The sequence below is a fragment of the Sphingobium terrigena genome (assembly GCF_003591655.1).
GTDB lineage: Bacteria > Pseudomonadota > Alphaproteobacteria > Sphingomonadales > Sphingomonadaceae > Sphingobium > Sphingobium terrigena.
The window spans coordinates 1-23500 of record NZ_QVRA01000012.1; the positions used below are offsets into that span (position 1 = coordinate 1).

21 protein-coding genes, 2 tRNA genes and 1 other RNA gene are annotated in these 23500 nt (G+C 63.8%); 8 read left to right on the forward strand and 16 right to left on the reverse strand.

Translation table 11 applies throughout. The annotated features are described in order from the left end of the window. Positions 1-180 precede the first annotated feature (180 nt). On the forward strand, positions 181-849 hold the full coding sequence (locus D0Z70_RS13940) for a hypothetical protein (protein ID WP_182913968.1): 669 nt from the start codon (positions 181-183) through the stop codon (positions 847-849). Between the two features lie 140 nt (positions 850-989). Here the strand turns inward: D0Z70_RS13940 and hflX are convergent, their stop codons facing one another. The 9 genes from hflX to tkt all read right to left on the reverse strand — a co-directional run bounded on the left by hflX (position 990) and on the right by tkt (position 13345). Beyond that, positions 990-2324, reverse strand: coding sequence for a GTPase HflX (gene hflX / locus D0Z70_RS13945; protein ID WP_119747439.1), 1335 nt, complete (start codon positions 2322-2324; stop codon positions 990-992). Between the two features lie 4 nt (positions 2325-2328). Continuing rightward, positions 2329-4986, reverse strand: coding sequence for an alanine--tRNA ligase (gene alaS / locus D0Z70_RS13950; RefSeq protein ID WP_119747442.1), 2658 nt, complete (start codon positions 4984-4986; stop codon positions 2329-2331). 181 nt (positions 4987-5167) lie between these two features. Further along, the gene (locus D0Z70_RS13955; protein ID WP_119747444.1) at positions 5168-6424 is read right to left on the reverse strand and encodes a M24 family metallopeptidase; all 1257 of its coding nucleotides are present in this window, start codon (positions 6422-6424) and stop codon (positions 5168-5170) included. Continuing rightward, positions 6411-7034: a glutathione S-transferase family protein gene (locus D0Z70_RS13960; protein WP_119747446.1), complete on the reverse strand. Its 624-nt coding sequence runs from the start codon at positions 7032-7034 to the stop codon at positions 6411-6413. The genes D0Z70_RS13955 and D0Z70_RS13960 overlap by 14 nt, the downstream gene beginning before the upstream one ends. Continuing rightward, positions 7031-7747 carry a thiamine phosphate synthase gene (thiE, locus tag D0Z70_RS13965; protein ID WP_119747448.1) on the reverse strand — a complete coding sequence of 239 codons (717 nt, stop codon included), beginning with the start codon at positions 7745-7747 and terminating at the stop codon, positions 7031-7033. Before thiE ends, D0Z70_RS13960 begins: the two co-directional genes overlap by 4 nt. 268 nt (positions 7748-8015) lie before the next feature. Further along, the gene (locus D0Z70_RS13970; RefSeq protein WP_119747450.1) at positions 8016-8921 is read right to left on the reverse strand and encodes a fructose bisphosphate aldolase; all 906 of its coding nucleotides are present in this window, start codon (positions 8919-8921) and stop codon (positions 8016-8018) included. A 68-nt stretch (positions 8922-8989) separates the two neighbouring features. After that, complete coding sequence (locus tag D0Z70_RS13975; RefSeq protein ID WP_119747452.1) at positions 8990-10192, reverse strand: phosphoglycerate kinase; 1203 nt, start codon at positions 10190-10192, stop codon at positions 8990-8992. Positions 10193-10337: 145 nt separating this feature from the next. Then, complete coding sequence (gap, locus tag D0Z70_RS13980; RefSeq protein ID WP_119747454.1) at positions 10338-11348, reverse strand: type I glyceraldehyde-3-phosphate dehydrogenase; 1011 nt, start codon at positions 11346-11348, stop codon at positions 10338-10340. A 29-nt stretch (positions 11349-11377) separates the two neighbouring features. Then, positions 11378-13345, reverse strand: a complete 1968-nt coding sequence (gene tkt / locus D0Z70_RS13985; RefSeq protein WP_119747456.1) for a transketolase — start codon at positions 13343-13345, stop codon at positions 11378-11380. Positions 13346-13524: 179 nt separating this feature from the next. On the opposite strand from tkt, the gene D0Z70_RS13990 reads away from it, so the two are divergent. From D0Z70_RS13990 to aqpZ, 6 genes are all read left to right on the forward strand, one after another. After that, entirely contained in the window at positions 13525-13731 is a 207-nt protein-coding gene (locus tag D0Z70_RS13990) for a hypothetical protein (protein ID WP_239018931.1), read from the forward strand. Then, positions 13724-14059 (forward strand): cell division protein ZapA, encoded by a 336-nt coding sequence (locus tag D0Z70_RS13995; RefSeq protein ID WP_119747458.1) that lies wholly within the window; start codon positions 13724-13726, stop codon positions 14057-14059. The genes D0Z70_RS13990 and D0Z70_RS13995 overlap by 8 nt, the downstream gene beginning before the upstream one ends. A gap of 11 nt (positions 14060-14070) precedes the next feature. After that, positions 14071-14227, forward strand: a non-coding RNA gene (gene ssrS / locus D0Z70_RS25935) — 6S RNA. Between the two features lie 306 nt (positions 14228-14533). Then, entirely contained in the window at positions 14534-15121 is a 588-nt protein-coding gene (locus D0Z70_RS14000) for a 5-formyltetrahydrofolate cyclo-ligase (RefSeq protein WP_119747460.1), read from the forward strand. Next, positions 15118-15351 (forward strand): DUF2842 domain-containing protein, encoded by a 234-nt coding sequence (locus tag D0Z70_RS14005; protein WP_119747462.1) that lies wholly within the window; start codon positions 15118-15120, stop codon positions 15349-15351. Before D0Z70_RS14000 ends, D0Z70_RS14005 begins: the two co-directional genes overlap by 4 nt. A gap of 279 nt (positions 15352-15630) precedes the next feature. Next, positions 15631-16362, forward strand: a complete 732-nt coding sequence (gene aqpZ, locus D0Z70_RS14010; RefSeq protein WP_119747464.1) for an aquaporin Z — start codon at positions 15631-15633, stop codon at positions 16360-16362. 80 nt (positions 16363-16442) lie between these two features. Here the strand turns inward: aqpZ and D0Z70_RS14015 are convergent. The 3 genes from D0Z70_RS14015 to D0Z70_RS14025 all read right to left on the reverse strand — a co-directional run bounded on the left by D0Z70_RS14015 (position 16443) and on the right by D0Z70_RS14025 (position 17875). Beyond that, positions 16443-16519 (reverse strand) — tRNA-Asp (locus D0Z70_RS14015). Between the two features lie 82 nt (positions 16520-16601). Next, positions 16602-16678: transfer RNA gene (locus tag D0Z70_RS14020), tRNA-Asp, on the reverse strand. A 42-nt stretch (positions 16679-16720) separates the two neighbouring features. After that, positions 16721-17875 (reverse strand): AI-2E family transporter, encoded by a 1155-nt coding sequence (locus tag D0Z70_RS14025; RefSeq protein ID WP_119747636.1) that lies wholly within the window; start codon positions 17873-17875, stop codon positions 16721-16723. Positions 17876-18047: 172 nt separating this feature from the next. Between D0Z70_RS14025 and D0Z70_RS14030 the strand changes: the two genes are divergently transcribed. Then, positions 18048-18521 (forward strand): hypothetical protein, encoded by a 474-nt coding sequence (locus D0Z70_RS14030; protein ID WP_119747638.1) that lies wholly within the window; start codon positions 18048-18050, stop codon positions 18519-18521. 3 nt (positions 18522-18524) lie between these two features. Here D0Z70_RS14030 and D0Z70_RS14035 read toward each other — a convergent pair whose 3' ends face one another. From D0Z70_RS14035 to thyA, 4 genes are all read right to left on the reverse strand, one after another. Further along, a complete protein-coding gene (locus D0Z70_RS14035; RefSeq protein WP_119747466.1) occupies positions 18525-19826 on the reverse strand; it encodes a dihydrolipoamide acetyltransferase family protein in 1302 nt (433 codons plus the stop codon). Positions 19827-19926: 100 nt separating this feature from the next. Continuing rightward, complete coding sequence (locus D0Z70_RS14040) at positions 19927-20931, reverse strand: alpha-ketoacid dehydrogenase subunit beta (RefSeq protein ID WP_119747468.1); 1005 nt, start codon at positions 20929-20931, stop codon at positions 19927-19929. Between the two features lie 214 nt (positions 20932-21145). Continuing rightward, positions 21146-22441: a 3-methyl-2-oxobutanoate dehydrogenase (2-methylpropanoyl-transferring) subunit alpha gene (locus tag D0Z70_RS14045; RefSeq protein WP_119747470.1), complete on the reverse strand. Its 1296-nt coding sequence runs from the start codon at positions 22439-22441 to the stop codon at positions 21146-21148. A gap of 120 nt (positions 22442-22561) precedes the next feature. Beyond that, positions 22562-23497: a thymidylate synthase gene (gene thyA, locus D0Z70_RS14050; RefSeq protein ID WP_119747472.1), complete on the reverse strand. Its 936-nt coding sequence runs from the start codon at positions 23495-23497 to the stop codon at positions 22562-22564. Positions 23498-23500: the final 3 nt, after the last annotated feature.

A 23500-nucleotide genomic window follows, 5' to 3' on the forward strand; every position in this document is an offset into this window, starting at 1 on the left:
CCTATCCGAAAACCGCGATGACCACCCGCGCTGCTGGCTGGCTGCCACAGCGCTATATCGAAAGCGCGCAGCCAGCCAGCAGCGCTACCGTCATAACCTACACCACGTCCGGGGACGCGACCCACCCTGCCCTCGGCTATGTCGATGCGCTGGTTATGTTTCGGGATTTGTGAGGGGCAGATGGCTCGTACAGATTGGTTTAGAAATACCGTGTGGAACGCTGATATCGAAGCCGCGTACCGAGAAAAATTGGCTCGATCGCGAAGCTCACGTCCACAATATTTGACGATTCAAGCGGGATATTTGACTAAAAAATACCCAAATGTCGCCCTATCATTAATAGATGAATATTTCGATACACACGACGATTTTCATATAGCCAGCGCGCTATGTATACGTGCCGTTAGCTACATTACACTTGGTCAGATATCCGAAGCGGTTATTACATATAAACAGGCGCTCGACTGGGAACTCAGCCATCCCGGTCGTACTACTACGGCTGGAATTGATCTTGCCAAATTGGTAGTCAATCAGCGCCTTTCAAACGAATATGATTACGTGCTGGAGATACTTACCACCCGTTTCAAACCATCGGACCTTCAATTCCCAAGCTTGCGGTACCGTTGGAACGGATGCAACGCGCTGATTGCAAATGATTTGGGGCATACGGCTGAGGCCATAGAATTTGCGGAACGCGCTTTGCAAGCCGCCGCCCAGACGGAAAGTCCATATCGCTATCATCGAGACGTAGGCGTGGTTCGGGATGCGTCCGACGAGTTCGCTCGCCGACTCAAACGCATTGCTCGACCGTCAAAGCTTCGCTCTTTGTTCCGGTTGATAATTCGCTGATGCAGTCGATCGGCATTTGCGTCATCCTGATGAAAGTCAGGATCCATTCTCTCCACCCTTCCCAAGATTTACGTCTGTTGCGCGAATGGATCCCGGATCAAGTCCGGGATGACGGTGGATGGAAGGGTGGCGCTTACCCCCTACCCCTGCCCGCGCTTCCCGAACCGCGCGAAGGCCGCGTCCGACAAGCGCACTTCGACGCGGGTTTCCTCGCCCTGGGCGTCGCTGGTCAGCACTTCGCCATGTTCGTGGAGCCAGGCCAGCGCCGCGCCATCGGCGGCTGCGATGCGCAGGCCGTAGACTTTAGCGCCCGCGGTCATTTTGGTGCTGATCGCGCGTTGCAGGTCGGGGACGCCCTCCCCTGTCAGGGCCGACAGGATCACGACATCGTCGCGGCGGGACGCGGTTTCCCTCGCCAAGCCTTCGGCTTGCGCGTCGAGCAGGTCGAGCTTGTTCCACGCCTCGATGATCGGCGGGGCTGCGGGTTCGCCTTCGGCGCGGTCGAGCGCCCCCTCTCCGGCCACGCCGAGTTCGCTCAGCACGTCCAGCACATCGTCGCGCTGGGCGTCGCTATCGGGATGGGCGATGTCGCGGACATGGACGATGAGGTCGGCGGACAGCACTTCCTCGAGCGTTGCGCGGAAGGCGGCGATGAGCTGGGTCGGCAGGTCGGAGACGAAGCCGACCGTGTCGGACAGGATCGCCTTGTCGAGGCCAGGCAGCGCAATCTGGCGCATGGTCGGGTCGAGCGTGGCGAAGAGCAGATCCTCCGCCATGACGTCAGCCCCGGTCAGCCGATTGAAAAGCGTCGATTTTCCGGCGTTGGTATAGCCGACCAGCGCGATCACCGGCCAGGGCGCGCGTTGCCGCCGGGCGCGGTGTAGGCCGCGGGTGCGGGTGACCTGATCCAGTTCCTTGCGGATTTTGGCCATGCGGTCGCGGATCATCCGCCTGTCCGCCTCGATCTGGGTTTCGCCGGGACCACCGAGGAAGCCGAAGCCGCCGCGTTGCCGCTCCAAATGGGTCCAGCTGCGCACCAGCCGCCCCGCCTGATAATCGAGATGGGCGAGTTCGACCTGAAGCCGGCCTTCGTTGGTGGCGGCGCGTTCGCCGAAGATTTCGAGGATCAGCCCGGTGCGGTCGATGACTTTCGCGCCGACGGCCTTTTCCAGATTGCTCTGCTGGACCGGCGACAGAGCATTGTCGACGATGACCAGTTCGGCCTCTTCCTGAACGACGAGTGTGGCGATCTGGTCGACCTGACCGCTACCGAACAGGGTGGCGGGCTTGCGGTCGCGGACGCGGAACGCCTGTCCCGCGCGCACGTCGATGCCGATGGCCAGCGCCAGCCCGCGCGCTTCCTCCAGCCTTGCGTCGCTGTCCCGGCGTTCCAGCCCGTGGGTTTCGGCATGGACGACCACGGCGCGGGCGCCACGGGCGACTTCATCTTCGGAATCGCGGTTGAATATGGCCATGGGGTTAGCCGGGACTCCCCGCAAGTCGGGCCTTCACCGCCTCGATCGCCGCCGCCGCCTTGTCCCCGTCCGGGCCGCCGCCCTGCGCCATGTCGGGACGGCCACCGCCACCCTTGCCGCCCAGCGCTTCGACGCCGACGCGGACGAGATCGACCGCGCTGATCGTGCCGGTCAGATCGTCGGTGACGCCCACGGCAATCGTCGCGCGGCCGTCGACCACGGCCACGATCGCCGACACGCCGCTGCCCAGCGTCTTTTTATTGCCGTCCACGATGCCGCGTAGTTCCTTGGGGTCGAGGCCGTCAATGACCTGCGCCATGAAGCTGACATTGCCGACCTGTTCAGGACCAGCCGGGGCCGCGCCCGATGCCCCGCCGCCCAGTGCCAGCGCTTTCTTGGCTTCGGCGAGTTCGCGTTCCAGCTTGCGGCTCTGTTCGACCAGTGCGGCGATACGCGCGGGCACATCTTCCGGCGACGTCTTGAGCGTGGCGGCGGACTGGCGGAGCTTGTCCTCGCGATCGACCAGCCAGAGGCGCGCGGCCTCCCCGGTCAGCGCCTCGATCCGGCGCACGCCACTGGAAACGGCGCTTTCCGACACGATCTTGAGCAAGGCGATGTCGCCGGTTGCGCGGACATGGGTGCCGCCGCACAGTTCGACCGAATAATGATTATCATCGCCCTTACCCATCGAAAGAACGCGCACTTCATCGCCATATTTTTCGCCGAACAGCGCCATCGCGCCTGCCGCAATCGCGTCGTCCGGCGTCATGAGGCGGGTCGTAACCTCCTCATTATGGCGGATCTGCGCGTTCACGTCCGCCTCGACCTTGGCGATCTGTGCGTGGGTCAGGGCTTCGGGGTGCGAGAAGTCGAAGCGCAGGCGATCGGCGGCGACCATGCTGCCCTTTTGCGTCACATGCGCGCCCAGTTCCTTGCGGAGGGCGGCGTGGAGCAAGTGGGTGGCGCTGTGGTTGGCGCGGATGCGATCGCGGCGATCGACATCGACGCTTAGCTGCACCGTGTCGCCGACCTTGACGCTGCCCGCGCTGATTACGGCCTGATGCGCGTGGAGGCGACCCAACGGCTTGGACGTGTCGGCAACGTCAGCGGACAGGCCGCCGAGCGAGGTGATCGTGCCAGCATCACCATTCTGGCCGCCGCTTTCGCCGTAGAAAGGCGTCTGGTTGGTGATGATCGCAACGCTGTCGCCGACGGTCGCGCTATCGACGCGCGCGCCGTCCTTGACGATGGCCAGCACTTCGCCCTCGCCTTTGGTCGAGGCGTAGCCGACAAATTCGGTGCTGCCGAGGGTTTCGGCAATATCGTACCAGATGTCGTCCGACGCCTTTTCGCCCGATCCCTTCCACGCGGCGCGGGCGGCGGCCTTTTGCTCTGCCATGGCCGCGTCGAAACCGGCGCGGTCGACGCCCAGACCTTGGGTGCGCAGCGCATCCTCGGTCAGGTCATAGGGGAAGCCGAATGTGTCATAGAGTTTGAACGCGGTTTCGCCGGGGAGCGTGCCGCCTTCGGCCATGCCGGTCGTCGCTTCATCGAGCAGGCGCAGGCCGTTTTCCAGCGTCTTGCGGAAACGGGTTTCCTCACGCAGCAGCGTTTCCTCGATCAGCGGCTGGGCGCGGACCAGTTCGGGATAGGCACCGCCCATTTCGGAGACGAGGCTGCCGACGAGGCGATAAATTAACGGGTCTTTGGCGCCGATGATGTGGGCGTGGCGCATGGCGCGGCGCATGATCCGGCGCAGCACATAGCCGCGTCCCTCATTGGCGGGCAGCACGCCGTCGGCGATCAGGAAGCTGGTCGAGCGCAGATGATCGGCGATGACGCGGTGGCTGGCCTGATGATCACCATCGGTCGCGGTGCGGGTGATCGCGCCGCTCTCGGCGATCAGCGCCTTGAACGTGTCGGTATCATAATTGTTGTGGACGCCCTGCATGACGGCGGCGATGCGCTCCAGACCCATGCCGGTGTCGATCGACGGCTTTGGCAGTTCGCTGACGATCTCATTGGCTTCCTGCTCATATTGCATGAACACCAGATTCCAGATCTCGACGAAGCGGTCGCCATCCTCCTCCGGGCTGCCGGGCGGGCCGCCCCAGATATGGTCGCCATGATCGTAGAAGATTTCCGAGCAAGGCCCACAAGGACCACTATCGCCCATCGCCCAGAAATTATCCTTGGTCGGGATGCGGATGATGCGGTGGTCTGGCAGGCCCGCAATCTTGCGCCACAGGTCGAACGCCTCATCATCAGTGTGATAGACGGTCGCGGTCAGCTTGTCGGCCGGAAGCCCCCATTCCTTGGTCAACAGGGTCCAGGCATGGTGGATCGCCTGTTCCTTGAAATAGTCGCCGAAGCTGAAATTGCCCAGCATTTCAAAGAAAGTATGGTGGCGCGCGGTATAGCCGACATTGTCGAGATCATTATGCTTGCCGCCCGCACGGACCGACTTCTGGCTCGACGTCGCGGTCTTGTAGGGGCGGGTTTCAAGGCCGGTAAAGACATTCTTGAACGGCACCATGCCCGCATTGACGAACATCAGGGTCGGGTCGTTGTGCGGCACCAGCGGCGCGGACGGGACGATGGTGTGGCCGTTGGCCCCGAAATAGTCGAGGAAGGAGCGGCGAATGTCGTTGGTCGATGTCATGGGGGCGATTTAGTGGGAAGCGGCCCGCCGCACAAGCGGGGCTTTTCGGCTTTTCCTCCCCGGTCCGGGGAGGTGGCGGGCCGAAGGCCTGACGGAGGGGGTCTGCCACCGGCGCAGCGCCACGACGCGCTCCCCCTCCACCACCCTGCGGGCGGTCCCCCTCCCCGTGCCGGGGAGGAATTTACCCGATCGGTTCCTCAATCGACATAGGCGGTTTGGAGAACCATGCCGGTCCCTGCGTGGTCATGTGGAAGCAGTCCTCCATCCGCACCCCCATCTTGCCCGGCAGATACAGGCCCGGTTCGTTAGAGAAGCACATACCGACGTCCAGCTCGGTGGTTTCGCCATGGACCAGGTTGACCGGCTCATGCCCCTCCATGCCGATGCCATGGCCGGTGCGGTGGGACAGGCCGGGGAGCGCGTAGCCGGGGCCGTAACCTTGCGTTTCATACCAGCTACGTACCGCGTCATCGACGGAGCCTGCGGGCGCGCCGAGCTCGGCAGCCTTGATCGCGATGCTCTGGCCGCGTGAAACGTTGTTCCACACCTTGCGCTGCTGCGCGGTGGGGGGTGCGCCATGGACGAAGGTGCGGCTGATGTCGGACTGATAGTCGCCGACGGTGCAGCCGCAATCCATCAGCACCACCTCCCCTGCCCGCACCACCTGCGGCTTGCCGGAGCCATGGGGATAGGCGGCGGCTTCGCCGAGCAGGACGAGATTGAATTCGGGCTTGCCACCGAGCTGTTTGGTCGCGGCGGTCATCAGCGCGCCGATGTCGGCGGGGGTCATGCCGGCCTTTACCTGCGGGTAGGTCCAGCGATAGGCGGCCATGGTGACGTCGGCCGCCGTCTGCATCAGCGCGATTTCGGCGGGTGTCTTGCGCATCCGCAGGGTGCGGGTGACGCTGTCGGGGATCAGCGTCGCGCCAGGTAGCGCGGCTTTCAGGCCATCGACAGCGAAATAGCGCACCGTTTCCTCTATGCCGATCCGACCGCGCGCCAGCCCCTTCTCCTTGAGGAAGGTCGCGATCAAGGCGTGGGGGCTTTCATGTTCCTGCCAGACGCGGACCTCCGCCGCGACCCCGAGCGATTCTTCGATCGAGGGCTTCTCGAAAAAGGGACAGATGATCAGCGGGGTGCCACTTGCAGGGATGATGGCGGCGGTCAGCCGCTCGCTGCGCCACCAGCGGACACCGGTGTAATAGACGAGGCTCGCGCCCGGCTCTATCAGTAGTGCGTCGATCCCCGCGCGCTGCATCATGGCTTGTGCGCGGGTCAGGCGATCGGCGCGTTCGGGGCGGCCTATCGGTGCGATCGTGCCGGTGCGTGACGTCAAGGCTTCCGCCGCCCGCTCCTGCGCGAACAGGCGCGGGGTGACAGCGCTGGCCGCCAGCCCTGCCATGGAGGCGAGCACAGTGCGGCGATCAGGCGTAAGCATAGGGACCGCCCGCTTCGAGGGCGGCCTGATAGGCCGGGCGCGCCTGCATCTCGCTGAGCCAGCGCAGGATGGCTGGCCGCGAGTCGTTCAGGCCACCGCGCGCGCGGGAGGCTTCGATCGGGAAGCTCATCATCATGTCGGCGGCGGTGAAATCATCCCCGGCAAAATAGGGACGCGAAGCCAATTCGCTTTCCAGCCAGTCGAGGTGATCGTCCAGCATCCGCTGCACCGTGGGCCGCGCGGGACGGCCAAGCAGGCCAAGCTTGCCGATGATCAGCAGCGCGAGGAGCGGCGGCATCATCGATCCTTCGGCATAATGCATATATTGGCGGTAGCGGATCGCCCCCGCCGCATCGGCGGGCGGGCCGAAGCGTCCGGCGCGGGCGACCAGATAGTCCATGATCGCGCCAGTTTCGATCAGGGCGTGACCGTCCACCTCCACCACCGGGGAGCGCCCCAGCGGATGGATGGCCCGCAGCGTGGCGGGCGCGCGCATGGTCTTCCGGTCGCGCTCGTAACGGACGACCTGATAAGGCTCGCCCAATTCCTCCAGCAGCCAGAGGATGCGTTGCGACCGGCTGTTGTTGAGGTGATGGACGATGATGGTCATTTGGGTTCCGGCGCTCCATTGCGGGAGAGTTGCAGCACGTCGGCAAAGGCCGCAACGCCAGCGCCCGGCCCTGCCGGATGGTTCCACACGGCGCTGCTGACCGCCAGAAAATCCGCGCCTGCGGCCACCAGCGGTGCGGCATTGTCCGCCGTCACGCCGCCGATGGCGACACAGGGCAGCTCGAATATGGTGGTCCACCAGCCCAGGATCGAGGGTTCGGCACGGTGCAGCACATCCTTGGTCGTGGTGGGGTAGAAAGCGCCGAACGCGACATAATCGGCCCCCGCCTCCCCCGCTTCCATCGCCAAATGGCGGCTGTCATGGCAGGTGACGCCGATCTGCACCTTTGGGCCGAGGATTTTGCGGGCCTCACGCGGATCGCCATCGCCCTGCCCCAGATGCACGCCGTCCGCACCCAGCCGCTGCGCCAGCGCGATGCTGTCGTTGATGATGAAGGCGACGTCGCGATCGGCGCACAGCGCCTGCAATGGCGCGGCCAGCGCGGCAATAGCGTCCTCATCCGGCCCTTTCAGGCGCAACTGGAACGCGGCGACATCGCCGCCGTCAAGCGCGGCAGCCAAGGCGTTCACGAAGGTCGCGTCGATGGTGGGCGGGGAGATCAGGTAAAGCTGGCAGGCGGGGCGGAAACCCTGTTCAAACTGATCGGCAAAATGCGGGTCGAGCGCCAGCTCTTCATCGGTAAAATCGGTCATGCCGGGGTGTTAGCCCAGCCAGCATCGTAACGAAAGCCTCTGGCTTTCCTTGCCTCCCCTGCAAGGTAGGGGAATTATAGATGGAACTGCCCCCGCCTCCACCGTCACCCTGAACTTGTTTCAGGGTCCATTTCTCCAGCTCAACCGGCGGTTTGTGACGAGAAATGGATGCTGAAATAAATTCAGCATGACGTTGTAGGGATAGCGGAAGCTTATGTGCGATATCTCCCCCTTAAAGGGGAAGATAAGGCTGTAGTCATAACGCAGGTTACGCCGCAACCGTCGTCTTGGCGACCGAAGCGCCGTGGATTTCGTCGATCGCTTCGCCCAGCGATGCGTTGAATTCATCGTCGCTCATCTGGTGACGCAGATCGTTGAGCAGCGCGCGGCTGAAGCTCGCGATGATGCCGCGATTCTTGGCCAGTTCGACACAGGCTTCGGGACGGGCAAAGCCGCCCGACAGTGCGACGACGCGCAGCACGCGGGGATGATCGACCAGCGGATCGAACAGGCCCGGCTGCACCGGCAGCGAGAGCTTCAGCATCACCTGCTGATCGGCGGGCAGCGCGTCGAGCGCCTTGAGCAGTTCGTCGAGCAGGATCGCGTCGGCTTCGGCGCGTTCGGGCGACTTGATGTTCACTTCGGGTTCGATGATCGGCATCAGGCCGGCGGCAAGCACCTGCTGGCCGATCTCGAACTGCTGCTTGACGACGGCAGCAATGCCTTCGCGGTTGGCGAGGTTGATGACCGAGCGTTCCTTGGTCCCGAACACGCCGAGCGCCTTGGCGCGGTGGAGCAGCACGTCCAGGTCGGGATTGGGCTTCATCACCTGAACGCCGTTCGCCTCATCTTCCAGACCCTTGTCGATCTTGATGAAGGGGACGACGCCGCGCTCGATCAGCGCCTGCGGGGTCGGCTTGCCATCGACGGTGCCGTCCATCGTGCGCTCGAACAGGATCGCGCCCAGCACCTTGTCGCCGGTGAACACGGGCGATGTGATGATGCGGCTGCGCATCGCGTGGATCAGGCCGAACATTTCCTCGTCAGAGCCCCAAGCACCCTCTTCGATGCCATAGCCCTTGAGCGCCTTGGGCGTTGAACCGCCGCTCTGGTCGAGTGCGGCGATAAAGCCTTCGCCTGTCGCAATCTTCTGCTTCTGAACCTGATCCAGCATCTGCACATACTCTCTCTTAATGGAGATGGCGCCGCCCTCTCCAAGGCGGTGCCACCGTTGACCGGTCGTCAGGCCATCAAAGCCTTTACGCCCGGCAAATCCTTGCCTTCCATCCATTCCAGGAACGCGCCGCCCGCCGTCGAGACGAAGGTGAAATCGGCTGCTGCCCCTGCATGGTTGAGGGCTGCCACAGTATCACCGCCACCGGCGACCGAGGTCAACTGGCCTTCCTTGGTCAGCGCAGCCGCGGTGCGGGCGAGCGCCACCGTTGCGGTGTCGAACGGGGGAATTTCGAACGCGCCCAATGGCCCGTTCCACACGAGCGTACGGCAGGTCTTGAGGACGTCAGCCAGCGCTTCAACGGCGGCGGGGCCGACGTCTAGGATCATTTCGTCCTCTGCAACTTCATGGACGTTGCAGGTGCGGACCGATGGCGGGTTGGCGGCAAATTCCTTCGCGACCACTACGTCATAGGGCAGATGGATGGTGCAACCGGCCGCTTCCGCCGCGTCGAAAATAGCCTCGGCCGTGTCAGCCAGATCCTTCTCGCACAGCGACTTGCCGATATCGACACCGCGCGCGTGGAGGAAGGTGTTGGCCATGCCGCCACCAATGATCAGATGATCGACCTTCGTAACCAGATGGTTCAGCACATCCAGCTTGGTCGAGACTTTTGCCCCGCCGACGACAGCGGCGACCGGCTTGACCGGAGTGCCGAGCGCGGCCTGCAACGCATCGAGTTCGCGCTCCATGGCGCGGCCAGCAAAGGACGGCAGCTTGTGCGCGATGCCTGCGGTCGAGGCATGGGCGCGGTGCGCGGCGGAGAAGGCGTCGTTGACATAAAGGTCGGCAATCGCCGCCATCGCATCGACCAGAGCGGGATCGTTCTTTTCCTCGCCCGCATGGAAACGGGTGTTTTCCAGGATCGCAATGTCGCCGGGACGCATCACCGCAATGCCATCGGTCGCGGCTTCACCCTGGCAATCAGGGATGAACTGCACTTCGCGACCCAGCACCTGGGATAGCGGTCGGGTGATCTTGGACAGTGAATATTCGGGGTTCTTCTGCCCCTTGGGACGACCGAAATGGGCCAGGATCAGCACTTTTGCGCCGCGATCGGCCAGTTCCAGCACGGTCGGCATGGCCGAACGCAAGCGGGTATCATCGCTGACCGAACCGTCCTGCATCGGCACGTTCAGATCCTCGCGCACCAGCACGGCTTTGCCGTGGATGTCGCCCATATCGTCGAGTGTCTTGAACGGCTTGGTCATGCTATGCCTCAATTTTCCATAACGTCATCCCAGCGCAAGCTGGGATCTCTCTTCTTGCGCATCATAGGACACAGAAGAAAGCGGGATCCCGGCTTTCGCCGGGATGACGAAAAAGGGGGCTGGTTTTAACCCAGCCCCCCAATGTTCACAGGAACTTCGCCACCACGCCGGTGGTGTCGATCATGCGGTTGGAGAAGCCCCATTCATTGTCGTACCAGCTGAGCACGCGAACCAGCTTGCCGTCGACAACGGCGGTTTCCAGGCTGTCGACGGTCGAGCTGCGCGGATCGCCATTATAGTCGATCGAGACCAGCGGCTCGTCCGAATAGCCCAGCACGCCCTTGAGCGGGCCGGATTCCGACGCGGCCTTGAGCAGGGCGTTGACCTCGTCCTTGGTGGTCGGGCGGCTCGGAATGAACTTCAGATCGACGACCGAGACGTTGGGGGTCGGCACGCGGATCGACGAACCGTCCAGCTTGCCTTTGAGTTCAGGCAGAACCTCACCCACTGCGCGGGCAGCGCCGGTCGAGGTCGGGATCTGCGACAGGGCGGCGGCGCGGGCGCGGCGCATGTCGCTGTGCAGCTGGTCCAGCGTGTTCTGGTCGTTGGTATAGCTGTGGATCGTCGTCATGAAGCCGCTTTCGATGCCGATGGCGTCGTTCAGCACCTTGGCGAGCGGGGCCAGGCAGTTGGTGGTGCAGCTGGCGTTGGAGATGACGATGTCATCGGCGGTCAGCGCGTCATGGTTGACGCCGAACACGACGGTGCGATCCACATTGGTGCCGGGCGCGGAAATGATCACGCGCTTGGCACCGGCGGTCAGATGCGCGCTTGCCTTGTCCTTGGTGGTGAAGATGCCGGTGCATTCCAGTGCGATCTCCACGCCCAGCGCCGCGTGCGGCAGGTTGGCGGGGTCGCGTTCGGCGGTCACCTTGATCTTCTTGCCATCGACGACCAGGAAATCGCCATCGACGCTGACGTCGCCCTTCCAGTTGCCATGGACCGAATCGCGCTTGAACAGCAGGGCGTTGGACTTGACGTCGCCCAGATCGTTGATGCTGACCAGTTCCAGATCATGGTCGGTGCGCGACAGGATGGCGCGCGCCACCAGGCGGCCGATACGTCCGAAACCGTTAATTGCTACCTTCGTTGCCACTGCACTAGCCTCCTGAAGTTGTTGTTCGGTCAGTTATTGAGAGCGGCCACGATCTGCGGCGCGATCTTCGCGGCGGTCAGGCCGAAATGGTCGTAAAGTGCTTCCGCCGGGGCCGACGCGCCGAAGCTGTCGATGCCAAAGCGCAGGCCCGCGATACCGGTATGGCGTTCCCAGCCAAAGGTCGTCCCCGCCTCAATCGACACGCGCAGCACATGGTGCGGCAGCAGGTCGTCCTTGTAGGATTGCGGTTGCGCCTCGAAATGCGCCCAGCTTGGCATGGACACGACATCGGCACCGATGCCCTGGGCTTCCAGCGCCTTGGCGGTATCGACCGCAATCTCGACTTCGGAGCCGGTGGCGATCAGCACGACCTTGCGATCCGCATTGGCGGCACGCAGACGATAGGCGCCCTTGGCCGACAGATTTTCAGCCTTTTCGGTGCGCAGCTGGGGCAGGTTCTGGCGGGTCAGCGCCAGTACCGACGGGCCGGTCGCGTCCTTCAGCGCCAGCTCCCAGCATTCCGCCGTCTCGACAATGTCGGCGGGGCGATAGACGTCCAGGTTCGGGATCATGCGCATCGACATGACATGCTCGATCGGCTGATGGGTCGGGCCATCTTCGCCAAGGCCAATGCTGTCATGTGTCAGGACGTGAATGACACGCTGCTGCTGGAGCGCGGCGAGGCGGATGCCCGCGCGCATATAGTCGGAAAAGACGAGGAAGGTGCCGCCATAGGGGATGACGCCGCCATGCAGCGCCATGCCGTTCATCGCGCAGGCCATGCCAAATTCGCGGATGCCATAATAGACATAGCGGCCCGAATAATCGTCCTTCGTCAGCGGGCCGGTCGACTTGGTTTTGGTATTGTTGGAGCCGGTGAGGTCCGCCGAACCGCCCAGCGTTTCGGGCAACAGGTCGTTGATCGCGCCCAGCGTCAATTCACTGGCCTTGCGGGTCGCGACCTTCTGCGGCGCGGCGATCAGGCTGTCGATATAGGCTTCTAGCGAGAAGTCGGCGGGCAGATCGCCAGCCATGCGGCGGGTAAATTCCGCGCCCTTCTCATTGCTTGCAAGCCGGGCTTCCCACGCAGTGCGAACATCGCCGCCCTTGGCGCCAATCGCCTTCCACGCTGCGGCAATATCGGCCGGAATGACGAAGGGCGCCGCGTCCCAGCCCAGAAATTCGCGCGCTGCGGCGACTTCGGCCTCGCCCAGCGCAGAGCCGTGGACGCCCGACGTGCCCGCCTTGTTGGGCGAACCATAGCCGATCTTGGTCGCGCAGGCGACGAGCGAGGGCCGCGGATCGGCGACCGCTTGCGCCAGCGCGCGGCGGACATCGGCCACGTCATGGCCATCGCACGACACGACATGCCAGCCGGTTGCTTCATAGCGGGCGTGGACATCTTCGCTGCTCGACAGGTCGACGGCACCGTCAATGGTGATCTTGTTATCGTCCCACAGCACGATCAGGCGGCCAAGGTTCAGGTGACCGGCAAGACCAATCGCTTCATGGTTGATGCCTTCCATCAGGCAGCCGTCCCCGGCAATCACCCAGGTGCGGTGATCGACCAGATCGTCACCAAATTGGGCGTTCAGGTGCCGCTCGGCAATCGCCATGCCGACGGCAGTGGCCAGGCCCGATCCCAGCGGACCCGTAGTCGCCTCAACGCCTGCCAGCTCGAAATTTTCAGGATGGCCAGCGCACGGGCTGTGCAGCTGGCGGAAATTGGCGATGTCCTCGATCGTCGGACGCGCATAGCCGGTCAGGTGCAGCAGGCTGTAGATCAGCATCGAGCCATGGCCCGCCGACAGGACGAAACGGTCGCGGTCGGCCCATTTGGGCTGGGTCGGATCGAATTTCAGATAATCGCTGAACAGTACCGTTGCGACGTCTGCCATGCCCATCGGCATCCCCGGATGGCCGCTATTGGCGGCCTGCACGGCATCCATGGAAAGCGCCCGGATGGCGTTGGCGAGCGACTTATCGGAAACGGTCATCGGCAGCGTGCGTCTTTCCTGAACAGGACTGACCTGCCCACAGGCTGTGCGGGCGAGTCGAGATCGGGCCTCCTTTGTCGCGTCAAGCCCCATGCGTCAACCGCAGCGGGGCGCAAAGCCGCTTCCAGTCGGCCCAATCATCGCTTTTGTGCTGCGCCAAGTTTCGCTATGCGTGGGGAATGGCAAGCGAGCGCATGATGCAGGCAATTGGCACGCTGGAACGTGCAGTGGGTCGGCTCGAACAGGATGTGGCCCGCCTTGCGGCCGTCACGCCCCCCTCTCCTCCCCAGAATAGCACGCCGGATATGGACGTGGACGGCGCCCGCGCGGCGCTGCGTTCGCTCGACGAGCTGATCGCGGATCTGAAAGGGCGGACCATTGGCTGAAACCACGTTGCACATAGCCGGACGCCATTATGACATCAGGTGCCGCGATGGCGAGGAAGCCCATCTCACCCATCTCGCCAGCCTGATCGAAGAGAAGGCGCAAGCTGCGCAGCAGGGCGCGCCGGGCATGACGGAGGTACGCAGCCTGCTGTTTGCTGCTTTATTCCTGGCCGATGAATTGAACGACATGCGCCGCGACACCGCCGCCCGCCAACAGAGGTTGGCGCTGGAGGCGGACGACGATCAGGCGGCACAGGCGATAGAGGTGCTGGCGGCGCGCATAGAAAAGCTGCGCGACGGGCTTGCCGCCCGCGCTGCGGACGCCTAGATTGGGGTGGACGGGTACTGCCTGGTACGAGCTTTAGCGAACATCCCTGAGGCGATAATCACATCCTAGGGGGCTGTCCCTGGGCGGGCTCCGGCCCGATCTATATGGTCCCCACCTGACGTTGAGGCGTCAGAGGATTTTCCAGCAAACGGCCAAGGCGGTCCCGTCACCCCTGCCTTTCTTTTCCGTCGAGCGGGTGTGAATGTTCCCGATGCATCCAACATGGCGCGTCCACACTAACCGATATCCTCCCTTGGCGGGCCGAGCTATCGAATATGGAACTGCCCCCACCTTCATCGTCATGCTGAACTTGTTTCAGCATCCATTTCTCGCATCCAGCAGCGGCTTTTGGGGCACGATGGATCCTGAAATAAATTCAGGATGACGTTGTAGAGATAACGAAAAGTCTTATGCGCTTCTTCTCTCCTCGCAGAGGAGAACTTCATTACGTCCCGCTAATGCCGAAAGACTCCCATGCGCGATAATGGCGACACCATCGACAAGACGAGCTTGCGCCAGATCGCCCGCGACCGCCGCCGTGCCTTTGTCTCGACGCTTGATCCGCTGGCGCACCGGCTGGCGTTCAAGGTGCTGCCATCGCCCCTCGCCCGCCGCATTGCCGACGCGCAGGTGGTGGCGCTCTATATGGGGCTGGACGATGAAGCGCCCGCGCAACGGCTGGCGCATCAGCTGAGCGCCATGGGCAAGACCGTGGCGTTGCCGCGCGTGCTGGATCGGCTGGGCAGCATGGACTTCCTGCGTTGGCAGCCTGACGACATACTGCTGCCCGGCCCGTTCCGCACCAGCCACCCGGAGCCCGGCGAGGGTCCGGTGACGCCCGACGTCATCATCGCCCCGCTGGTCGGGTTCGATCGCGCTCTCAATCGGCTGGGTCAGGGCGGCGGCTATTATGATCGTGCCTTTGCCCGCTTGCCCGACGCGCTGCGCATCGGCATTGCCTGGTCAGTGCAGGAGCAGGATGCCGTGCCTGCCGACCCTTGGGACTTGCCGCTGCATATGGTGCTGACCGAAGTCGAACTGATCGAAGGGCCACTGGCATGAGCATCGACCCGCGCCATTATCATCAGCCAAGCTGGCGCAAGCCGGTGGGGATGCTGGCGATCGTCGGTCTGATCGCGCTGTGGGCGGTGATGGTGGCCAGCCTGTCGGGCCTGATCGGCACGCTGCCGGTCTGGGCGCAGACGCCGCTCTATGTCGTGCTGGGGATCGTGTGGATCTGGGTTCTGCCGTTGCGCCGCCTCCTTGCCTGGATGGAGACCGGACGCTGGTAGCGTCGCTGATTTGCGATCGTGACAAGTGTGCGGTCCCCCTGTATCTATTCCGTTAAGGAAGCGTAACGGCCTGTCCCCGGTTCCGGAGACGCGCGCCGCTTCCTGACTGCGGAAGGGGGGCAAAGCCATGTCCATGCGCCAGTCGATACAGAAGGCGCGCTTATGGCGCGATCCTGCCCCATGCCCGTCACATCTGAACCACCGGGCGGCGGCCACCGCGCGCCGGGGGACGCACAGCCTGTCGGTGGCCCTTGCCAACCCCCACAGGAGGACGATGCGATGGTTCCCATGAGCAAAAGGCTGTTTGCAGAAGCGTTCGGCACATTCTGGCTGGTTTTCGGTGGCTGCGGCAGCGCGGTGCTGGCGGCGGCCTTCCCTGATGTCGGCATCGGCCTGCTGGGCGTCAGCCTGGCGTTCGGGCTGACGGTACTGACCATGGCCTATTCGATCGGCCATATTTCGGGCTGCCACCTCAATCCTGCCGTTACCGTGGGCCTGTGGGCAGGCGGGCGCTTTCCGGTACGCGACATCGCGCCCTATATCATCGCGCAACTGATCGGCGCGGTGATCGCGGCGCAGCTATTGCTGTTCATCGCCAGTGGCCAGCCCGATTTCGCCCTGACCGGCACCGGGCTGGCGGTCAATGGCTACGGGGCGCAGTCGCCCGGTGGCTATAGCATGGAAGCGGGCTTTGCGATCGAGGCGGTGCTGACGCTGGGCTTCCTGGTCGTCATCCTGGGATCGACCGACAGCCGCGCGCCGGCGGGCTTTGCGCCGATCGCAATCGGTCTGGCGCTGACGCTCATCCACCTCATCAGCATTCCGGTGACCAACACATCGGTCAACCCGGCGCGCAGCACCGGTCCGGCGCTGTTGGTCGGCGGGCTGGCGGTGCAGCAATTGTGGCTGTTCTGGCTGGCCCCGATGGTCGGCGCGCTGGCCGCAGGCGGCATCTATCGCTGGCTGGCCAACGAACCGCTTGCCCCCGCAATCACGGGCGACAATCTGTAAGCCAAGGACAGGCGGGCCGATACCATGCGTGTCGGCCCGTTCATCTGCGCTATTGCGCCATCCCCTGCATCGGCAGGAAATGGCGCGAGTGACGGGGCTCGAACCCGCGACCTCCGGCGTGACAGGCCGGCACTCTAACCAACTGAGCTACACCCGCGCAGGGTGACATCCGTTCGGGATTTTAGTCCCCAGACGATGCTGCCTGATCCACCTTATTCCCACCTTCCGGTCAAGGAAAGTGGCGCGAGTGACGGGGCTCGAACCCGCGACCTCCGGCGTGACAGGCCGGCACTCTAACCAACTGAGCTACACCCGCGTTCGGTGTGGAAGCGCCGTCTATGTGCGTCCGCCGGGACTGTCAACCGTCCGCATCGGCTGTTTTCGCATTCTCGTCACTTTCTTTGCGCGGCGCGACCGTCAGCGTCCCCTGCTCGAACAGGAAACCGGCGATATCGGGCGTGCCGGCGGCTGAAACGACGGTCTGGATGATGATCAGCAGCGGCACGCCCAGCAGCGCGCCCGGCGTCCCCCACACCCAGCCCCAGAAGGTGAGCGACACGAGAATCAGCAACGGGTTCATCGTCAGCCGCCGCCCCAGCACCGTGGGCGTGATCACATTGGCCTCGACCAGATGAAAGCCGACCTGCAAGGCCGCAGGCATCATCGCCACCCACACATCGTCAAACACCATCAACCCGCCCAGCGCCAGCAGCACCGCCGCCAGCATCGGGCCGAAATAAGGGATGAAGTTGAGCAGCGCGACGATACCGCCCCACATCAAGGGCGACGGCATCCCGATCAGCCACAGCGCCAGCGCGACCGCCAGACCCAGGCACAGGTTGATGACGGCGATGGTGATGACATAGGCGGACGTGGCATCGACCACATTCTGGATCACCCGCGCCACTGCCAGCGCGCCGTCGAAACTGTCGCGACTGTTGATCGTGCGCCGCCGCAGGCCGGTCCAGCCCGCCAGAAAGAAGTAGATGATGAGCAGCGCGAACACCATCTGGATGATCGCCGCCGGGGCGGACATGGCGGCAAACTGGAGCAGGGAGCGCGGCGTATCGACCGTCGCGGTCTGCGCCGCCGCGACCGGCCCCGTCGCCAGCATCTGCACTGTTTCATCGACGAAGCGCTGGAGGTTGGAATAGAAATCGATCAGCGGGGCGAGGTTCGCCTGAATCTGTGGCAATCGTTGCGGCAAGATGCGGAACCAGTCGGTCGCTGGCACGATGATCAGGACTAGCGCGCTATTGGCAACCACCAGGAATCCGATCACCGCCAGCAGCGCCGCCAGTCCGGACGGCAGGCGATGCCGCTCCATCCATTCGAGCAGCGGCACCAGCGCGATCGCGATCACCAGCGCAGCGGTCAGTGGCAGGAAAAACTCCGCCCCCGCGCGCAGCGCAAAGGGCAGCGCCAGCACCAACCCGATCCCCGCCGTCAGCGCGATCGACGCGAGCAGCCGGTCGCGCCTGCGGTTGATTTCCTGCTGTTCGGGCAGTTTCACGGTCGATTGATTCTCCGGTCGAAGGGCCAGTCCGATGTGCGCCCGCTGCCACCGGGCGTCAATTTGCAAAGCAGGGTCAGGCCCATGACCGGACGCAGGAAAACAGCGGCTTAACCAAATATTGGCCCAGCCGTTCTAGGGACGGACACGGGGACGTAAAACGGGAATGGGCATGAAGGCCGCCATATTGTCATGGATGATCGCGCTGACGGGCCTTGCGGTGCCGCAGGCGGCATGGGCGCAACCGGGCGTCCGGCTCGACACGCAGATGTTCGTCGAGCGGGTGACGACTGACGTCAACGGTCGATCCCGCCGCCTATTGGCCAGCGCTGACCGGGTTGCGCCCGGCGACCAGCTGATCGTCATCGTCCATTGGCGCAATGACGGCAGCGCGCCACTGCGCGATCAGGCTGTGGTGCGCCCACTGCCGCGTGGCGCGCAGATAGACCCGACCGATCCCACCATGCAGGTGTCGGTCGATGGCGGCGCGCATTGGGGCCGGATGGAGCAGCTATGGCTGCCCACGCCACTGGGCGGCACGCGCCGCGCCGTGGCGGCCGATGTCACCCATGTCCGCTGGTCGCTGCCGCAAGCGGTGCCGCCCGGCCATGCCGGACGGCTCAGCTATCGCGCGACGATGCGCTGAATTTTAATCGACAAACAGCAAGGCGGGACTTTCGAGCAATTTGCGGATCGCCTGCACATAGCTGGCCGCGTCCCAGCCATCGACAACGCGATGGTCGCAGCTGATCGACAGGTTCATTAGCTTCGCCGCGACAATCTCCTTGCCCCGGAACATCGGGCGCTCGATCACCCGGTTGGGACCGATGATCGCCACTTCCGGCCGGTTGATGACCGGGGTGGTCGCAATGCCGCCAAGCGGACCCAGCGACGTCAGCGTCAGGGTGGAGCCGGACAGTTCCTCCGACTTCGCCTTGCTCGACCGGGCAGCGTCGGCCAAGCGGCGGATTTCGCTCGCCAGCTGCCAGACGTTGCGGTCCTGCGCATCGCGGATCACCGGCACCATCAGCCCCGCATCGGTCTGCGTCGCCAGCCCCAGATGCACTGATCCATGGCGCGTCACCACGCCCGCCTCATCATCATAGCGGGCGTTGAGCATCGGAAAGTCGGGCAAAGTCTTGCAGATGGCGACGATCAGCAGCGGCAACATGGTGAGCTTTGGCTTGTCGCCCCGGCTGGCGTTGAGCTGTTCACGCAGCACTTCCAGCGCGGTGACGTCGATTTCCTCGACATAGGTGAAGTGCGGGATGTGGCGCTTGGAGGCGGCCATATTCTCGGCGATGCGGCGGCGCATCCCGATCACCTTGACCTGCTCGTCGGGACGACGCGCGGACGCACCCGCCGCGCGATAGCCCTGCCCCTGCCCGTAGAGCAGATAGGCGTCGAGATCGGCATGGCGGATATGGTCGCCAGCGGACTTTACCTGCGCGAGGTCTATGCCGAGGTCTTTGGCGCGGGCGCGGACGGCGGGGGAGGCGAGGATGGGGGCGCTGGCCTTCTCCCCCTCTCCTTCAGGGGAGGGGGTCGGGGGGTGGTGCGGTTCGGCCAGCGGCGTGCTATCCTCGATAGGCCCCACCCCAACCCCTCCCCTGAAGGGGAGGGGCTTTTCAGCTTCCGCAATTTCAGCTGCGCCAGCTGTTTCCGCCTCAATCACCTCGACCGGCGGCATTGGCGCGGCAACATCGTCGCCCTCGACCTCTATCTCGACCAGCATCGCGCCGATCGAGACCTGATCGCCTTCCTCGCCCGCGAGGCGCACGACTATGCCTGCGACCGGGCTTTCCATCTCGACCGTGGCCTTGTCGGTCATCATGTCGGCGATCGGCTGGTCCTCCTCGACCCGGTCGCCGACCTTGACGTGCCAGCCGACGATCTCGGCCTGCGCAATGCCCTCACCAATGTCGGGCAGCTTGAATGTAAAGAGGGCCATAAAAAAGCTCCGTTCGTGTCGAGCAAAGTCGAGACACATGACTTGAAACTGCGCTTCCGTTTCTCGACTTCGCTCGAAACGAACGGAAGGTGGTTGAAGGTCAATCCTTCATGATCTTGTTGATGGCTTCGCGGATACGGACGGGACCGGGGAAATAGGCCCATTCCAGACTATGCGGATAAGGCGTGTCGAACCCGGTCACCCGCTCGATCGGCGCTTCGAGGTGATGGAAACAGCGTTCCTGCACCTGCGCCAGCAGTTCCGCGCCAAAGCCGCTGGTGCGGGTCGCTTCATGCACGATCAGGCAGCGCCCGGTCTTTTTCACCGACGCCTCGATCGTTTCGATGTCGAGCGGCACCAGACTGCGCAGGTCGACAATCTCCGCGTCCAGACCCAGCATCGCGACCGTATGTTCCACGACATGGACCATCGTGCCATAGCAGAGGATGGTCAGCGCCCCGCCCGCCCGCGCGATCCGCGCCTTGCCCAGCGGGATGCGGTAATAGCCGGTCGGCACCTGGGCGTCAGCATGGCCGGCCCAGCTAGTCGCCGGCGTATCATATTCGCCGTCGAACGGGCCGTTATAGATGCGCTTGGGTTCAAAGAAGATGGTCGGATCATTATCCTCGATCGCCGCGATCAGCAGCCCCTTGGCATCATAGGGGGTGGACGGGATCACTGTCTTGATCCCCGAACAATGGGTGAAGATGCCTTCGGGCGACTGGCTGTGCGTCTGGCCGCCGAAGATGCCGCCGCCAAAGGGCGACCGCACCGTCATCGGCGCGATAAACTCGCCTGCCGAGCGGTAGCGCAAGCGTGCGGCTTCCGACACCAGCTGGTCCAGCGCGGGATAGATATAGTCGGCAAACTGAATTTCCGGCACCGGCCGCAACCCATAGGCGCCCATGCCCACCGCGACGCCAATGATGCCACATTCAGTGATCGGCGTGTCGAACACGCGGTTCTTGCCATATTTCTGTTGCAGCCCGGCGGTGGCGCGGAACACGCCGCCGAAAAAGCCGACATCCTCGCCCATCACCACGACCGTCGGGTCGCGCTCCATCATCACGTCCATGGCGCTGTTGATTGCCTGGATCATGTTCATGTGTATCGTGTCAGTCATGGCACCATCCTTCCCTCGCCCCGGCGGGGAGAGGGATGCGCAGACTTAGCAGCTTGCTGCCTAGTCGAAGCTGGGAGAGGGGGAATAGCGGTTGAGTAACGAGCGGGCATAGCCCCCTCTCCAACCTTCGCTAAGCAGCAAGCTGCTGAGCTGCGGTATCCTCTCCCCGCCGGGGAGAGGAGATGATGACGCGCCCTCACAGCCCCGCCGCCTTCCATTCGTCCAGCATCTGTTGCTGCTGTTCCTTCAGGTGCCAGGGCATGTCCTCGAACACATCCTCGAACATGCTTTCCATCGGATGGTGCAGACCGTGGCCAAGGATACCGTTCTTCTCCGCCTCACGCGCGGCGTCGCGGACCATCTCGGCCAGATCCTTGTCCATCGCGGCGTGGCGATCCTCGTCCCAGATGCCCAGGCCGATGCAATGCTGTTTCAACCGCGCGATCGGGTCGCCCAGCGGCCACAGGCTGCTTTCCTCGGCAGAGCGATAGGCGGTCGGATCGTCCGACGTGCTATGCCCTTCGACGCGATAGGTGAAATGTTCGATCAGCGTCGGCCCGGCATTGGCCCGCGCCCGGTCGGCGGCCCAGCGGGTCGCGGCATAGACCGCCAGCACATCATTGCCATCGACCCGCAGCCCGGCAATGCCATAGCCCACGGCGCGCGCGGCAAAGGTCGTCGCCTCGGCCCCGGCAAAGCCGGAAAAGCTGCTGATCGCCCATTGATTATTGACCACGTTCATAATCACCGGCGCGCGATAGACGCTGGCGAAGGTGCAGGCGCTATGGAAGTCACCCTCCGCAGTCGATCCCTCGCCGCACCAGGTCGCCGCGATCCGCGTGTCGCCGCGCGCCGCGCTCGCCATCGCCCAGCCGACGGCCTGGGGATATTGCGTCGTCAGGTTGCCGGAGATGGAGAAAAACCCAGCCTCCCGCGCCGAATACATGATCGGTAGCTGGCGGCCCTTCAGACGGTCGCCCTTGTTGGAATAAATCTGGTTCATCATGTCGATGATCGGCCAGTCGCGGGCGATGAGGATGCCCTGCTGGCGATAGCTAGGGAAGCACATGTCATCGCGATCCAACGCCAGCGCCGCGCCGATCGACACCGCCTCCTCGCCGGTCGACTTCATGTAGAAGCTGGTCTTGCCCTGCCGCTGCGCCCGGAACATGCGGGCGTCGAACGCGCGGGTCAGCGCCATCGCGCGCAGCATCCGCAACAAGGTTTCGGGCGGCAGATTGGGGTTCCATTGCCCCACCGCCGCACCCTCTTCGTCCAGCACTCGCACCAGCCCATAGGCCAGGTCGCGCATCGTCGCAGGCTGCGCCGTTTCGTCGGGCCGGGGCGCTGCGTCGGCAGCGGGAATGTCGAAATGGGTGAAGTCCGCGCTCTCGCCGGGGCGGGCGGGCGGCTCAGGGACGTGCAGGCGCAGCGGGGGCAGATTACGCCCGGCCTCACCCTGCAATCGCGCCGAATCGTGCGGATCGGTCATCCTGCCTCCTATGCTGCATCGCAATAATGTTACTTGCTGCTAACATTATATTACGTCACCGCGAAAGGCAAGTCTTCCTTACCTATTTTTCCTTTTTGCTATGTCCGGCTCACCGTCGGGTTAGACAGCGACCGGCGCGGAAATATGGGCCTGCGGCGCGTAGTTGATCACCTCGAAATCCTCGATGGCGTAGCTGAAAATGTCCGAAGGCCGCCGATTGATCCGCAGCCTGGGGGCGCCACTCGGAATTCTCTCCATCTGTTCCTCCACCAGCGCGGCATGGTTCAGATAGAGATGCACGTCTCCACCCTGCCAGACCACCTCGCCCGGCTCCAGATCGCATTGTTGCGCCAGCATCCGGGTGATCATCGACAGGCCGAATATGTTGAAGGCGAAGCCCAGCCCCAGGTCGCAACTGCGCTGGAACAGCAGGCCGTTGAGCTTGCCGTTCGACACCTGGAACTGATAGGTCATATGGCAGGGCGGCAGCGCCATATTGGCGACTTCCGCGACATTCCATCCGGTGAAAAGCAACCGCCGCGACCCCGGCGTTGCCCGGATCGCGGCGACCAGATCGGCAATCTGGTTATGCCCCTGGGCTGCCCGCCGGTAGAGGCCGTCGCCCGCCGCTTCATAGCGCGGCCAGTTGACCCACTGCGCGCCATAGACCGGACCCAGATCACCCCATTGCCGCGCAAACGCTTCATCCTCGATGATTCGCGCCTCGAAAGCATCGCGGTCGATCGTCTCGCCGGTTGCGCGGCGATAGGCGTCGAGCGGCCAGTCGGTCCAGATATGCACACCCTGCCGCACCAGTTCGCGGATATTGGTGTCGCCCGACAGAAACCACAGCATCTCCCGCGCCGCGACCTTCCAATAGACCCGTTTGGTCGTCAGCAGCGGCACGGCGTCGTCGGCCAGCGAAAAACGCATCGTCGCGCCCAGGATCGACCTTGTGCCGACCCCGGTGCGGTCGATCCGTTCGTCGCCATGCCGCCAGATATGGCGCATCAGGTCGAGATATTGCTGCTCATAATGGGGCGTCGTGTCGCGCAAGGG

Excerpts from the sequence above, each read along its gene's own strand:
- D0Z70_RS13940 (WP_182913968.1), top strand. The coding sequence starts at position 181 with ATGGCTCGTACAGATTGGTTTAGAAATACCGTGTGGAACGCTGATATC.
- hflX (WP_119747439.1), bottom strand. The coding sequence starts at position 2,324 with ATGGCCATATTCAACCGCGATTCCGAAGATGAAGTCGCCCGTGGCGCC.
- D0Z70_RS14040 (WP_119747468.1), bottom strand. The coding sequence starts at position 20,931 with ATGAACATGATCCAGGCAATCAACAGCGCCATGGACGTGATGATGGAG.
- D0Z70_RS14030 (WP_119747638.1), top strand. The coding sequence starts at position 18,048 with ATGAAGGCCGCCATATTGTCATGGATGATCGCGCTGACGGGCCTTGCG.
- D0Z70_RS14005 (WP_119747462.1), top strand. The coding sequence starts at position 15,118 with ATGAGCATCGACCCGCGCCATTATCATCAGCCAAGCTGGCGCAAGCCG.
- alaS (WP_119747442.1), bottom strand. The coding sequence starts at position 4,986 with ATGACATCGACCAACGACATTCGCCGCTCCTTCCTCGACTATTTCGGG.
- D0Z70_RS13990 (WP_239018931.1), top strand. The coding sequence starts at position 13,525 with ATGGCAAGCGAGCGCATGATGCAGGCAATTGGCACGCTGGAACGTGCA.
- tkt (WP_119747456.1), bottom strand. The coding sequence starts at position 13,345 with ATGACCGTTTCCGATAAGTCGCTCGCCAACGCCATCCGGGCGCTTTCC.
- D0Z70_RS13960 (WP_119747446.1), bottom strand. The coding sequence starts at position 7,034 with ATGACCATCATCGTCCATCACCTCAACAACAGCCGGTCGCAACGCATC.
- D0Z70_RS13955 (WP_119747444.1), bottom strand. The coding sequence starts at position 6,424 with ATGCTTACGCCTGATCGCCGCACTGTGCTCGCCTCCATGGCAGGGCTG.
- D0Z70_RS13975 (WP_119747452.1), bottom strand. The coding sequence starts at position 10,192 with ATGACCAAGCCGTTCAAGACACTCGACGATATGGGCGACATCCACGGC.
- D0Z70_RS14045 (WP_119747470.1), bottom strand. The coding sequence starts at position 22,441 with ATGACCGATCCGCACGATTCGGCGCGATTGCAGGGTGAGGCCGGGCGT.
- aqpZ (WP_119747464.1), top strand. The coding sequence starts at position 15,631 with ATGGTTCCCATGAGCAAAAGGCTGTTTGCAGAAGCGTTCGGCACATTC.
- D0Z70_RS14035 (WP_119747466.1), bottom strand. The coding sequence starts at position 19,826 with ATGGCCCTCTTTACATTCAAGCTGCCCGACATTGGTGAGGGCATTGCG.
- thiE (WP_119747448.1), bottom strand. The coding sequence starts at position 7,747 with ATGACCGATTTTACCGATGAAGAGCTGGCGCTCGACCCGCATTTTGCC.
- D0Z70_RS13970 (WP_119747450.1), bottom strand. The coding sequence starts at position 8,921 with ATGCTGGATCAGGTTCAGAAGCAGAAGATTGCGACAGGCGAAGGCTTT.
- D0Z70_RS14000 (WP_119747460.1), top strand. The coding sequence starts at position 14,534 with ATGCGCGATAATGGCGACACCATCGACAAGACGAGCTTGCGCCAGATC.